The following is a 13,841-nucleotide window of genomic DNA, read 5'->3' as shown; positions in this document are numbered from 1 at the left end:
AGCGCTGAGGGAAAACTGCGTCTCGTTCGTATTACCTCGTGTGAACCACATGAGGAAAGTACCCACTGCTATGTCGCATCCCTGCAAACGCCACCTGATGGCCCTGGCGATGGCCGCCTTGGCCGGCGCGGCCTCGGCCGCTGATTTTGATATTTCTGCCCAGCCGCTCGACAGCGCGCTGGCCCAGCTGGCCCGCCAGGCCGGGCTGCAGTTGATGGCACCTCCTGCACTGGTGCAGGGCCGCCCCGGCGCCGCCGTCAAGGGCAGCATGAGCGCGCAGGACGCCGTACGCCAGCTGCTGCGCAACACCAACCTGGTGGCGCGCATCGAGGGCACGACTTTGGTCATCGACAACGGCCAGACCGCCGGTGAAGTGGCACTGAACCCGGTGGTGGTGACGGCCCCGGCGACCCGCGCCGGCGACCGCCCCGAAGCCTATGCCGGTGGCAAGCAGGCGCGCGGCAGCCGCATTGGCATGCTGGGCGACCAGGATGTGATGGACACGCCGTTTTCCACCGTGGCCTATACCGCAGAAGCGGTGGCCGACCAGCAGGCACGCACCTTGGGTGAGGTGCTGGCCAATGACGCGTCGGTGCGCCTGACCACCGCCTCGCAGGGCTTCAGCGAAGACATCCAGGTGCGCGGCTTTGGCATCAGCGGTGGCGATGTGGGCCTCAATGGCCTCTATGGCCTGACCTCTGCCAGCCGGGTGCCGGCCGAGATTCTGGAACGTGCCGAGCTGCTCAAGGGCCCGGGCGCGATGGTGGGCGGCATGCCGCCGGGCGGCAGCATTGGCGGCGCGATCAATGTGCAGACCAAGCGTGCGGGCGATGCGCCGCTGAACCGCGTCGGCCTGCAGTACCTGGGCCGTGCGCAGTTCGGCACCAGTGTCGATATCTCGCGCCGCTTTGGCGAGAACAAGGAATGGGGCGTGCGCGTCAATGGCGCAGCGCGCGGTGGCGAGGCCAGCATCCGCGGTGGCGACCAGAAGCTGGGCGTGGGCGCGATCGCGGTGGACTACCGGGGCAGCAATCTGCGCTGGTCGCTCGACGCCTATGCGCAGCGCGAAGAGATGGAAGATTTCCGCCCGCAGATCGGCTTCAACCCGGCGCTGACGTCGTTGCCCAAGCCGCCCAACGCGCGCAGCAACTGGTTTCCCGATACCGATCTGTCGCTGGACGACAAGGTCATCGCCTCGCGCCTGGAAGTGGATCTGAACGACCAGGTCACGGCGTTTGCGGGCATTGGCTACCGCAAGGGCAAGGCCCAGCAGATTTTCCCGACCACGACGACGTCGATGAATGCGGCCGGCGACTTCACGGTGCGCAGCAGCTTCTACGATTCGTACACCGAGACCAGCAGCGCCGATGCGGGGCTGCGGGCCAAGTTCGCGACCGGCGGTGTCAAGCACTCGCTGGTGGTCAGCGCTTCCGATTTGCGCCAGGAATCCGGCAATGCCTATGTGGCCGGCCTGACCACGTCGCCATCGAACATCTACCACCCCGCGCCACTGCCACCGGTGGAAGGTGCGCGCACCGCGCCCAACAAGGCCTCCAAGGCGCACAACTACGGCATTGCGGTGACGGACACCCTCGCCCTGGCCGATGACCGCCTGCTGCTGACCCTGGGCCTGCGCCGCCAGACCGTGGACCTGCGCAACTTCAGCACCGCTACCGGCGCGCAGACCAGCAGCTACGCCAAGAGCGCGACCACGCCGCTGGTCGGCCTGGTGGTCAAGGCCAATGACCAGGTCTCCGTCTACGGCAACTACACGGCCGGTCTCTCGCGTGGTGGCACCGCGCCCAACACGGCCGTCAATGCCGGCGAGGTGTTTCCGCCATTCAAGTCCAAGCAGTACGAAGCAGGTGTGAAGGTGGATTGGGGCAGCGTCATGACGACGGCCAGCCTGTTCCAGATCAGCCGCCCCAGCAGCATGACCGACCCGGCCACCAACATCTACAGCTTTGATGGTGAGCAGCGCAACCGGGGCCTGGAGCTGACCGCCTATGGTGAGCTGCAGCGCGGTCTGCGTTGGATGGGGGGCCTCACCTTCAACCGTGCCAAGGTCACCAAGGCGGCGCAGTACCAGGGCAACGATGCCTACGGCGTGCCCAAGATCAATGCCAACCTGGGCGCCGACTGGGATGTGCCCGGCGTGCAGGGCCTGTCCGTCAACGGCCGGGTGATCCGCACCGGCTCGGCCTGGGCCAGCAATGCCAACACCCTCAAGCTCTCGGGATGGACCCGCTTGGATGTGGGCGCGCGCTACCGCACCCAGGTCAGCGGCAAGGCGGTGGTGCTGCGCGCCAATGTCGAAAACCTGACGGGCAAGAACGTCTGGTTGATCAGTGGCAACAACTACCTGACCCTGAGCGCGCCGCGTACCGTGGTGCTGTCGGCGACGGTTGATTTTTGAGAACCTGCGGGTGGTCTCCGCGCAGTTGCGTAGAGACCGCCCACCGGTTCTGGGGAGTGGGCTGCGGGAGCGCGCAAGGCGCCGGCAGCATGTTTATCAAAAAAGGAGAGAGAGCATATGTTGAAGAAATCCCTGTCTGCGCTGAGTCTGGCCGTGCTGGCCCTGTCCGCCCAGGCCCACCAGGTCTGGCTGGAGCCTGCCGGTGCCGACCAGGCCGTGGTGCTGCGCTTTGGTGAGTTTGGCGACAACCTGCGCGAAGCGTCTCCTGGCCTGCTGGACCACTTTGGCAAGCCCCAGGGCGTGCTGATCGGCGCCAACGGCGAAGAAAAGGCCGCTGCCGGCAACAAGACCGCCCATGGCTTCACCTTGCCGTTCAGCATCCAGGATGGGGTCTCCATCGTCGCTGAAGATGCCAACTACCCGCTGTCCAAGTTCAAGCGCGATGGCAAGGATGTCACCAACTGGTACCACCCTGCTGCACGCCTGGTCACCGGCTTTGCCGCGCAAAAGCCCAAGCTGGCGCTGGACCTGACCCCGACCGGCAAGGACGGCGAGTTCAAGGCGACCTTCAAGGGCCAGCCGCTGGCCAAGACCCAGGTCGCGCTGGTCACCCAATCGGGCTGGATGAAGGAAGGCCACACTGACGCGCAAGGCCTGGTGCAGTTCGACCTGCCCTGGCAAGGCCAGTACGTGGCCGAGATCAAGCACAACGACCGCACGCCCGGCGAACGCGCTGGCGAAAAGTACGACGGCGTGAGCTATGTGACGTCGGTCACCTATGTGAAGCCACAAGGCCTGGCCCCGCTGGCGGCCGGACCGGTTGCCACGCCTAATCCGGCCAAATGACCAGCCCAGCGCTGAGCGGCGCGTTGCGCGCCGCGCTGGCCAAGGCTTGCCAGGTCGGGCCGCTGCTCTCGCGCATCGTCGCCGCCATCGGCGGCGGCTATGCGCTGGCGGCGGTGGCCAGTGTTGCCGCGCTGGCCCTGCCGATGGACAAGCCCCAGGCCGTGCTGGCTGGCACGATGGCCAGCTTTCTGGTCTACACCGGCGCGGTGGTCTGGGTGTTCGCCGTGCGCTCGGCCACCCGCGCCTGGCTGGGGCTGCTGCTGGCAGCGATACCGCTGCTGCTGGCCGCCTGGCCGGTATGGAATGGAGTGACTCCGGCATGACTGCCAACGATAAAAAACATAGCAAACCCGCCAAGCCCGCCGCACGCGGCATTCGCCAGACCATGTCCGACCTGCACATCTGGGCCGGCCTGCTGGTGGGCTGGATTCTGTATGCGATGTTTCTCACCGGTACGGTGAGCTATTTCAAGGAAGAGATTTCGCAGTGGATGCGGCCCGAGGTGGCCCACCAGGCCGCCGTGCCCGATGCCGCTGAAGTGGTCCCCCGCATCGCCGAGGAGCTGCAGCAGATGGTGCCCGGCAGCTCGCAATGGAGCCTGGGCATGGCCGATGCGCGCAACAATGTCGTGAGTGCGTTCTGGCGCATTGCCAAGCCCGCGAAGGGCGAGCGCGGCTTTGGCAGCGCGGTGTTCGATCCGCAAACCGGCCAGAAGGTCAGCAGCCGTGAGACTGTGGGCGGCGAGTTCTTCTACCGCTTCCACTTCCAGTTCCATTACATGCCGGTGCTCTGGGCCCGCTGGCTGGCCAGTTTCTGCGCGATGTTCATGCTGGTGGCCATTGTTAGCGGCGTGATCACGCACAAGAAGATCTTTGTCGACTTCTTCACCTTCCGCTGGGGCAAGGGCCAGCGCTCCTGGCTGGATGCGCACAATGCGCTGTCGGTCTTCGGCCTGCCTTTCCACGCGATGATCACCTATACCGGCCTGGTCACGCTGATGGCGATGACCATGCCCTGGGCCAGCAGTGCCGCCTTCAAGACCCAGGCCGAACGCCAGGCCATGCAAAGCGAGATCAGCGCCTTCGTTCCTGCCGGCAAGCCCAGCGGCCAGGCTGTGCCGCTCGCCCCGTTGGGCGATATGGTGCGCCAGGCCCAAGAGCGCTGGGGCGCGGACCGCATTGGCCGCGTCACCGTCAACAACGCCGGCGACGCCTCAGCACGCGTGATTGTCACCTATGGCGATTTCGAGCGCGTGTCGATCAGCCCCAAGTACATGCTGTTCGAGGGCAGCACCGGCAAGCTGCTGGAGGTCAAGGAACAGGTGGGCGCGGCAGCCGAGACGCGGGGCGTGCTCTATGCCCTGCACCTGGGCCGCTTTGGCGATACCACCGTGCGCTGGCTCTACTTCCTCACCAGCCTGGCGGGCACAGCCATGGTGGGCACGGGCCTGGTGATGTGGACCGTCAAGCGCCGCACCAAGCTGCCCCATCCGGACAAGCCGTACTTTGGCTTCTGGCTGGTGGAGCGGCTCAACATCGCTGCAATTGCCGGCCTGAGCATCGGCATGGCCGCCATGCTCTGGGCCAACCGCCTGCTGCCGCTGGGCATGGAAAAGCGCAGCGACTGGGAGATCCACTGGTTCTTCATCCTCTGGGGGGCCAGCCTGGTCTGGGCCATGCTGCGGCCTGCCAAGCGCGCCTGGGTGGAACTGCTCTGGGCCGGTTGCGCAGCGCTGGCCTTGCTGCCGGTCGTCAATGTGCTGACCACCGACCGGCCGCTGTGGCGCAGCGCCATCGACGGTGACTGGGTGTTCACCGGGCTGGAGCTGACCTTGCTGGCGCTGGCCGCGCTGCATGGCTGGCTGGCGATCCGCACCTGGCGCCACCAACCCAAGCGCAAGCCGCAGCGCCAGGCGGCACCGCGCCCGGCTGCCAACTCCCCGGCGCCTGCCGCCCGGGATGTGGAGTCCGGCGCGACGGCTGCCAGCGCGGCCATGGCGCCCGATCTGCAGGAGGCCCGGCCATGAACCACCTTGCCATTCAGCTGGTGTCACTGCCGGCGTTTGCACTGCTGGCACTGGCGATGGACCGCCACCAGCTCGACCTGTTGGGCCGTGAGCTGCCACCCGGCCCCACCCGGGGCCTGCGCATGGCCGGCTGGCTGGCGCTGCTCGCCTCGCTGGCCATCGCCGTCGGGCTCAAGGGCTGGTCGCTCGGCCTGGTCACCTGGTGCGGCCATATCTCGCTCAGCGCCGCGATTGTCCTTCTCACAATGGTGGCCTGGGAACGCCGCAAATCTGTAAAAAAGTGACACGCCAGGCGGGCCGGGGGCCCGTCTTGCATCATTTCGTCTTCGACCCTGCCTACAATCTCCGTTGCCGCGATTAATAAACACATATAGCGGGTAACTAACAGATTGAACGGAAGGGGAGGCGGTTTGTCACGTGTCTTAGCAACCGAAGCCGAGGTGGTGGCGCTGTCCCCGGATGCCTCTTCCACCAAGGCGGCACAAGGGTTGAAGAACCCCAGCAAATGGCCCAGCCTGGGCTGCAACGAAACGGCAGCCTGGGGCGAATGCCAGGGCAGCGGCTCCAAGCCCTACCAGACCCAGGTCGACCTGAGCGGGCCGTCGTTCAAGTGCTCTTGCCCGAGCCGCAAGTTCCCCTGCAAACATGGCCTGGCGCTGATGCTGCTGCGCGCTGCCGGCCAGGTGGCCGACAACGCCGAGCCACCCGCCTGGGTCAGCGCCTGGCTGGACAGCCGCGCTGAAAAAGCCGAGAAAAAAGAAGCCAAGGCCGCTGCCATTGCCGCAGCGCCCCCGGCCGATCCCGCGCTGCTGGCCAAGCAGCAAGCCAAACGTGACGACAAGCGCTGGGACAAGGTAGCCGCCGGCATGCAGGAGCTGCAACTGTGGATGCAGGACATGCTGCGCAACGGCCTGGCCAACCTCTCGGGCGACCAGCAGGCGCGCCAGCACTGGAACACCATGGCCGCGCGCATGGTCGATGCGCAGGCCAGCGGCATGGCCGCCCGCATCAAGGACGCCTGGGAGCTGGTGGACAGCCACCCCCAATGGTCGCGTGACCTGCTGGTGCAGCTGGGCCACTGGCAACTGCTGGCCGATGCGGTGGCACGCCGCGATGCGCTGAGCGCCGATACCCGTGCCGATGTGATGGCCGCGCTGGGCTGGCCCATGGACAAGGCCGAGGTGCAGGCACGGGGCGAGGCGCTGGCCGACGACTGGTTGGTCGTGGGCCTGCGCCAGATCGAACGCGAGGGCCGCCTGCTGGAGCGCCGCGTCTGGCTGCAAGGCCAGCACAGCGGGCGCATCGCCTGGTTGCTGGATTACGCCCAGGGCGGCCGTGGTTTTGAGACCGCCTGGGTGCCGGCGCAAAGCTACCGGGGCAGCCTGCATTTCTACCCCGGCCAGGCACCGCTGCGCGCCATCGCGGGGGCTGATATCGAACTGCTGGCGCCCGGCGCCGGCGCCCCGTTGGGCGAGGGCGCATGGCGCGATGCGTTGGCGCAGCTGAGCCAGCGCATTGCCGCCAACCCCTTGCAGCCGGTGCAGCCGCTGTGGTGCGGCCAGGCGCGTCTGCAGGTCAGCGCGGGCCAGTGGTATGCGCTGTGGCCGCAAGGGGACGCGGCCGCGGCGCTGGTGCCGCTGGCCGTGGGCGATGACCATGTCTGGCAGCTGCAGGCGCTCGGTGGAGGCGCGCCGATGGCGCTGTTTGGCGAATGGGAGGGCGGCCAGCCATCAGGGCGCTGGCGCCTGCTCAGTGCCTGGCAGGCCGGCGATGGCCAGGCGCCGTGGACCAACATCTGGCAGAACCGGGGTGAAGTGCTGTGAGCCATGCAAATCTTTGGGCTGCGTTGCAGCAATCTGCGCTCGTCGGCGCCGAGCGGCTGGCGCTGCCAGCCATCTTTACCCAGGGCATCGACCGCACGGCGCCCGCCAGCCAGCAGGCGCTGCAGGCGGCTTTGCTGCAACCGGCAGACAGCAAGGCGCAGCAGTTGCTGCGCGCCACCGCGGTGGCAGCGGTGCTGGAGCGGGCCGGTTGGCGCCCCGCGCAACCCGCTGCGACGGTGGTAGCTGCCGCTTTGCCACCACCGGCCGCTGAATCGCGCCCGGCGCCGCAGGGCGAGCCGCTGTTGCGGCTGCTGGGCGAGGTGCTGCAGGGCAATGCGCCCGAGCTGCTCGCGCTGGCCTTGGTCAGCCTTGATGAAGCCGGCCAGCGCCTGCCTTATGCGCTGTTGGTGGATGCGCTGCACCAAGGCCGCCAATCGGTCGAGCTGCGCCAGTGGCTGACCCCGGTGCTGGGCGAGCGCGGCCGCTGGCTGGCCGCCCAGAACCCGCAGTGGGCCTATGCGCATGGCGTGCAAGAGACAGCCGATGCCGAGCAGATCTGGCAGGAAGGCTCGCTGGAGCAGCGCGTGGCCTTGCTGCTGCAGCAGCGTGCCACGGACCCGGCAGGCGCCCGCGCGCGGCTGGAAGCCAGCCTCAAGGAGCTGGGTGCCCGCGAACGCGCACCAATGGTGCAGAGCCTGGCGCGCGGCCTGTCGGCAGACGACGAGGCCTTGTTGGAAAAGCTGCTCTGTAACCGCAGCAAGGAGGTGCGCGAATCGGCCGCCAGCCTGCTCGCGCGCCTGCCGCACAGCCCGCACAGCCAGCGCATGGGCGCCGCGCTGCAGGCCATGCTGAGCCAGGATGCCCAGGGCGAGTGGCAGATCGAGCCACCGCAGGAAGGCCACAAGGACTGGGAGCGCGACGGCGTCACTTTGCAGCCGCCCGCCTATATCAAGGGCCATCGCGCCTGGTGGCTGCAGCAGCTGGTGGAGCTCACGCCCCTCGATTTCTGGCACCAGCAACTGAACAAGACGCCCGAGCAGCTGTGGGAATGGAGCCGGCGCAGCGACTGGAAAAGCGCGCTGCGCCAGGGCTGGATCGCGGCGTTGCGCGCCCAGCGCGATGTGCGCTGGCTGCCGCTGATCCAGAGCATGGAGAGCGACTCGCGCAGCAGCGATGTGCTGCCGCTGCTGATGGCCGAGCTGAGCGCCGAAGAACGCGAAACCCAGTGGCTGGCACAGCTGCAGGCCAAGCTGGGCAAGAGCGCGTTCATCGAGGCCATCCACCGCATCGACGAGGGCATGGGCCGCACCGAGTTGCTGTCGCCTGCGATGTCCCGCTGGTTGCTCGAGGCCTTGCTCGGCACCTTGCAGTCGCGCCAGCCTGCGGGCAACTGGCACAGCTGGCAGGCAGACCATGCGATTCTTGCCTGCGCACGCCGCCTGCAGGTGGGCGACTTGGAGCGCTTTGCGCAGCTGTGGCGTGCGCCACCTGCGGCAGCGCCCGCCGAGCCCGTGGCGTCCGACGACGCTAGCGCACTGGTGGTGCCCGAAGGCAGCAGCGAGGCCGACATCGCCAAGCTCCAACAGGAGCAGCAGGCGCGCCTGGAGCGCTCACGCCTGCGCCCCTGGGATGACGAGCAGGTGCTCGCCCAACTCAACCGCATTGTCGATCTGCGCCTGGCGCTGCAAGCGGCCCGAATCGCCTGATCGCGCCCACCACGAACCTTTTGATCTCTACCGGAAGCACACCATGAGCCAAGTACTCCGCCAGCACGCCGAGCAGCAATTTGCCGAAGAACTGGATGCCTTGCAAAAGGCCGATGACCGTCCGCGTCCACCGAACTGGAAGCTCTCGCCCTGGGCCGTGCTGCAGTACCTGATGGGCGGCACGCTGAGCAATGGTTTTGAAGTCAGCGCCAAGTACATCGGCAGTCCGCGCCTGATGGAGATTGCCGTCTCGACCCTGGCCACCGACCGCGCACTGCTGCTGTACGGGGTGCCCGGCACCGCCAAGTCCTGGGTGTCCGAGCATCTGTCGGCGGCGGTGAGTGGCGACTCGACCATGCTGATCCAGGGCACGGCCGGCACCAGCGAAGAGCAGCTGCGCTATGGCTGGAACTATGCCCAGCTGCTGGCCCACGGCCCGTCGGAAAAGGCGCTGATCCCCAGCCCGCTGGTGCATGCGATGAAGCTGGGCAAGATCGCCCGCATCGAAGAGCTGACCCGCATCCCTGCCGATGTGCAGGACACCCTGATCACCGTGCTGTCCGAAAAGACCTTGCCGGTGCCCGAGCTCTCGACCGAGTTCCAGGCCGTCGCCGGCTTCTCGGTGATCGCCACGGCCAACAACCGTGACAAGGGTGTCAACGAACTCTCCAGCGCGTTGAAGCGCCGCTTCAACACCGTCGTGCTGCCCGTGCCTGCGTCGCAGGACGAGGAGGTGCAGATCGTCACCAAGCGCGTGGGCGAGCAAAGCCGCGCGCTGCAGCTGCCTGCCGAGGCACCTGCGCTGGAAGAAGTGCGCCGCGTCGTGCAGATCTTCCGCGAGCTGCGCCATGGCCAGACCGAAGACGGCAAGACCGTGCGCATCAAGTCGCCCAGCTCCACCTTGTCGACCGCCGAAGCGATCTCGGTGATCAACAGCGGCATGGCGCTGGCCGGCCATTTTGGCGATGGCGTGCTGCGTGCGCACGATGTGGCCTCCGGCCTGCTGGGCGCCGTCATCAAGGACCCGGTGCAGGACAGCGTGGTCTGGAAGGAATACCTGGAGACGGTGGTGAAGGAGCGCGCGGAGTGGAAGGATCTCTACCGCGCCTGCCGCGAGCAAATCTAAGCCGCTGACACCGTTCTTCTTCTGCCCCCGACAACGCTGACCGAGCCCATGGCCACTTCTGCTGACAACGTCCATTTCTTTGGCATTCGCCACCACGGGCCGGGCTGTGCGCGCAGCCTGGTGCAAGCGCTGGCGCAACTGCAGCCCGACTGCCTGCTGGTGGAAGGCCCGCCCGAGGGCGAGGCCCTGCTGCCGATGCTGCGCAGTGCCGAGCTGCGGCCGCCGGTGGCCATGCTGGTGTACATGCAGGACGAGCCCAGCCAGGCGGCGTTCTACCCCTTTGCCGAGTTTTCGCCCGAGTGGCAGGCGCTGCAGTGGGCGAGCGCGCAGGGGGTGGCCACGCGCTTTATCGACCTGCCCCAGACCCATGCGATGGCCCAGGACTGGGCACGGCGCCAGGCGCTGAAAAAGCCGGAGCCTGCGCAGGACGTGGATGGCGAAGAGGGCGAGGACGATGCGGTGGAGGCAGCGGACGAGGCGCCAGGTGATGCCGCCGAGGCCAGCGCCGACACGGCCCCCGCCGCGGATGTGGACAGCGATGCAGCGGATACCACTGCGCCCCCGCAAGCGCCGATGCGCGACCCGCTCGACTGGCTCGCCCATGCGGCCGGCTTTGAGGATGGCGAGAGCTGGTGGAACCGCCTGGTGGAAGAGCGCGGCAACAGCGAAGCGCTGTTTACCAGCATCAACGAGGCCATGACGGCGGTGCGCAGCGAACTGGGCGAGGAGGGCGAGGCCTGGCGCGGCCCCCACCATGTGCTGCGCGAGGCCCAGCGGGAGGCGCATATGCGCCAGTGCATCCGTGAGGCGGTCAAGGCGGGCTACCAGCGCATTGCGGTGGTCTGCGGCGCCTGGCATGTGCCGGCGCTGCAGCAAAGCACCACTGCCAAGGCCGACAGCGCCGTGCTCAAGGGCCTGCCCAAGGCCAAGGTGCTGGCGACCTGGGCGCCCTGGACCTACCGCAACCTGGCCAGCCGCAGCGGCTATGGCGCAGGCGTCACCTCGCCGGGCTGGTACGAGCACCTGTGGCAGTGCTACCGGGCCGATGCGGCCTTGGCACAGCAAGCGGCAGAAGGCCAGTCCGTGCCTGAACGCAGCGCCCGCGATGCCGCCACGTTGCGCACCGCAGGCTGGCTGACCCGCGTGGCACGGCTGCTGCGCGACAAGGACCTGGACTGCTCCAGCGCCCACATCATCGAGGCCACCCGCTTGGCCGAAGGCCTGGCTGCCATGCGCGGCCAGCCGATACCGGGATTGCAGGAGATCAACGAGGCCATCGTCACGGTGGTCTGCATGGGCGAGACCGCGCCGCTGAACCTGATCGACGACGAGCTCACCGTCGGCCATGTGCTGGGCACGGTGCCCGCCGATGTGCCGCAGGTGCCGTTGCAGCGCGATATCGAGCAGCAGCAGAAATCGCTGCGCATGAAGCCCGAAGCAGCCAGCAAGCTGCTGGCGCTGGATCTGCGCAAGGAGACCGACCTGGCGCGCAGCCATTTTCTGCACCGCCTGCGCTTGTTGGGCATTGGCTGGGGCACCCGTGCCGCCGATGCGCAGCGCAACCGCGGCACCTTCCGCGAGAGCTGGCAGATGCAGTGGGAGCCGGAGCTGGCCGTGCGCATCATCGAGGCCAGCGTGCATGGCGCCACCGTGGCGCAGGCCGCCACCGCGCGCCTGCGCGCCAGCCTCTCGCCCGATACCCCCTTGCCCGAGATTGCACAGGCGATTGACGACGCGCTGCTGGCGAACCTGCCGCAGCTGGTCGAGTCGCTGATTGCCACGTTGGCTGAGCGCGCGGCCACCACCGGTGATGTCGCCCAGCTGCTGCAGACCCTGCCGCCACTGGCCAATGTGTACCGCTACGGCAGCGTGCGCCAGACCGATACCGCCCTGCTGGCCACGGTCATCGATTCGCTGGTGCTGCGCGCAGCCATTGGCTTGCCAGTGGCCTGCATGGCGATGGACGAAGAGGCTGCTGCGGCGATGAAGGGCAAGGTGCTGGCCGCGCACGAGGCACTGCGCCTGCGCGGCACCGATGCCCAGGCCGCCGTGGACGCCTGGCGCGCTGCGCTGCGCAGCCTGGCGATGGGCGATGCCGCTGCGGCCTTGCTGCGCGGCATGGCCTGCCGGCTGCTGCTGGACGAGCATCTGCTGGACAGCGCCGAGGTGGTGCTGCAGTTCAACCGCAACCTGTCGCTGGGCGCGGCGCCGCTGGATGTGGCCGCCTGGCTGGATGGCTTTTTGAACCAGCAGGCGCTGGTGCTGCTGCACGACGAAGCGATCTGGGGCGCCGTCGATGCCTGGCTGGCCGGGCTGGGCGAAGTGCAGTTTGCACAGATCTTGCCGCTGGTGCGGCGCAGTTTTGCCCACTTCAGCAAGCATGAGCGCCAGAGCCTGGGCGACAAGGCCCGGCGCGCGCCGGTGGCCGGTGCTGCCGCGCCTGCCGCTGCGTTGGCTGCCGGCGATGACGATTCGCCCTGGGGCGAGGCGCGCGCCGTGCTGGCCTTGCCACTGCTCAACACCCTGCTGGGGCTGGGGCTGCCGCCCGAGTTGCTGGCGCAGATCGCCGCTGCCTCGGCCCCCCGCAACGACGCCCCAGCGCTGGAGTGATGACGATGACGAATGCCACCCATTCCGCGCCAGGCCCGGCGCAAAACGATAGCCAAACCCTGGCCGCCGACGCGGCAGAGGCGCTGCAGCCAACCACCCGCTTGCAACGCTGGCGCATGGTGCTGGGCAGCCCGGCCGATGCCAGCTGCGGGACCGTGGGCGGGCGCCTGCAGGAGATGGACCAGGCGCTGGCCGCGCTCTACGAAGGCGACAGCCAGCTGGGCTCACGCAAGGGTGGTCGGGGCAATTCTTCGCCGTCGGTGTCGCGCTGGCTGGGCGATATCCGCAAGTACTTCCCCAGCCAGGTGGTGCAGGTGATGCAGCGCGACGCGATGGAGCGCCTGCAACTGCGCGAGTTGCTGCTGCAACCCGAGATGCTGGAGAACGTGCAACCCGATGTGCACCTGGTGGCCAACCTGATGTCGCTGGGCTCGGTCATCCCGCAAAACACCAAGGCCACCGCGCGCCTGGTGGTGCGCAAGGTCGTGGACGAGCTGATGAAAAAGCTCGAAGAGCCGATGCGCAGTGCCGTGGCCGGCGCGCTGGACCGCAGCCAGCGCAACCGCCGCCCGCGCCATGCCGAGATCGACTGGAACCGCACGATACGCGCCAACCTGCGCCATTGGCAGCCCGAGTACAAGACCATCGTTCCCGAGACCTTGATCGGCTATGGCCGCAAGGCGCGCCGCCCGCAGCGCGAGGTGATTCTGTGCATCGACCAAAGCGGCTCCATGGCCAACTCGGTGGTCTATTCCAGCATCTTTGGTGCGGTGATGGCCAGCCTGCCTGCGGTCGCCACCAAGCTGGTGGTGTTTGACACGGCCGTCGTGGACCTGACCGAGAAGCTCGACGACCCGGTCGATGTGCTGTTTGGCGTGCAGCTGGGCGGCGGCACTGACATCAATGGCGCCGTGGGTTATTGCCAGAGCCTGATCAGCGAGCCGCGCAACACCATCCTGGTGCTGATCTCGGACCTGTACGAGGGGGGCGTGGAGTCAGGCCTGCTGCGCCGCGCCCATGAGCTGGTGGAGTCGGGCGTGCAGTTCGTCACCTTGCTGGCGCTGAGCGACGAAGGTGCCCCCGCTTACGATGCCGCACTGGCGGCCAAGCTGGCCGCCTTGGGCGTGCCTTCCTTTGCCTGCACGCCGGACGCCTTCCCGCAGCTGATGGCCGCTGCGATCCGCCGCGATGATGTGGCCGCCTGGGCGGCGACCCAGGGCTTCAAGACCAGCCAATAACGGCCAACAGCGGCCAGAAAAAAGCCCTGCGGAGCAGGGCGGTTGGAGTA

The 13,841-nt window shown here is 67.7% G+C and carries 10 protein-coding genes; all 10 read left to right on the top strand.

From position 1 onward, the window contains the following. The first annotated feature begins 70 nt into the window (after positions 1 to 70). The 10 genes from MJ205_RS12315 to MJ205_RS12270 all read left to right on the top strand — a co-directional run bounded on the left by MJ205_RS12315 (position 71) and on the right by MJ205_RS12270 (position 13,791). The gene (locus MJ205_RS12315) at positions 71 to 2,416 is read left to right on the top strand and encodes a TonB-dependent receptor (RefSeq protein WP_239808741.1); all 2,346 of its coding nucleotides are present in this window, start codon (positions 71 to 73) and stop codon (positions 2,414 to 2,416) included. 120 nt (positions 2,417 to 2,536) lie between these two features. Next, positions 2,537 to 3,262, top strand: a complete 726-nt coding sequence (locus MJ205_RS12310; RefSeq protein WP_409450127.1) for a cobalt ABC transporter substrate-binding protein — start codon at positions 2,537 to 2,539, stop codon at positions 3,260 to 3,262. Further along, complete coding sequence (locus MJ205_RS12305; protein ID WP_239808739.1) at positions 3,259 to 3,585, top strand: DUF3649 domain-containing protein; 327 nt, start codon at positions 3,259 to 3,261, stop codon at positions 3,583 to 3,585. The genes MJ205_RS12310 and MJ205_RS12305 overlap by 4 nt, the downstream gene beginning before the upstream one ends. After that, positions 3,582 to 5,288 carry a PepSY-associated TM helix domain-containing protein gene (locus MJ205_RS12300; protein WP_239808738.1) on the top strand — a complete coding sequence of 569 codons (1,707 nt, stop codon included), beginning with the start codon at positions 3,582 to 3,584 and terminating at the stop codon, positions 5,286 to 5,288. The genes MJ205_RS12305 and MJ205_RS12300 overlap by 4 nt, the downstream gene beginning before the upstream one ends. Further along, complete coding sequence (locus MJ205_RS12295; protein WP_239808737.1) at positions 5,285 to 5,572, top strand: DUF3325 domain-containing protein; 288 nt, start codon at positions 5,285 to 5,287, stop codon at positions 5,570 to 5,572. Before MJ205_RS12300 ends, MJ205_RS12295 begins: the two co-directional genes overlap by 4 nt. A 126-nt stretch (positions 5,573 to 5,698) precedes the next feature. Further along, a complete protein-coding gene (locus MJ205_RS12290) occupies positions 5,699 to 7,111 on the top strand; it encodes an SWIM zinc finger family protein (protein WP_239808736.1) in 1,413 nt (470 codons plus the stop codon). Then, entirely contained in the window at positions 7,108 to 8,817 is a 1,710-nt protein-coding gene (locus tag MJ205_RS12285) for a DUF5691 domain-containing protein (protein ID WP_239808735.1), read from the top strand. Before MJ205_RS12290 ends, MJ205_RS12285 begins: the two co-directional genes overlap by 4 nt. A gap of 43 nt (positions 8,818 to 8,860) precedes the next feature. Further along, positions 8,861 to 9,943, top strand: a complete 1,083-nt coding sequence (locus MJ205_RS12280; protein WP_239808734.1) for an ATP-binding protein — start codon at positions 8,861 to 8,863, stop codon at positions 9,941 to 9,943. 48 nt (positions 9,944 to 9,991) lie between these two features. Continuing rightward, complete coding sequence (locus MJ205_RS12275; RefSeq protein WP_239808733.1) at positions 9,992 to 12,553, top strand: DUF5682 family protein; 2,562 nt, start codon at positions 9,992 to 9,994, stop codon at positions 12,551 to 12,553. A gap of 116 nt (positions 12,554 to 12,669) precedes the next feature. Beyond that, positions 12,670 to 13,791 (top strand): VWA domain-containing protein, encoded by a 1,122-nt coding sequence (locus MJ205_RS12270; RefSeq protein WP_239812734.1) that lies wholly within the window; start codon positions 12,670 to 12,672, stop codon positions 13,789 to 13,791. The last annotated feature ends 50 nt before the right edge of the window (positions 13,792 to 13,841 follow it).

Source organism: Comamonas sp. B21-038, from assembly GCF_022387135.1.
GTDB lineage: Bacteria > Pseudomonadota > Gammaproteobacteria > Burkholderiales > Burkholderiaceae_C > Comamonas > Comamonas sediminis.
Note: the sequence above shows the minus strand (reverse complement) of the source record. Positions and strands in the feature narration are given on the sequence as shown.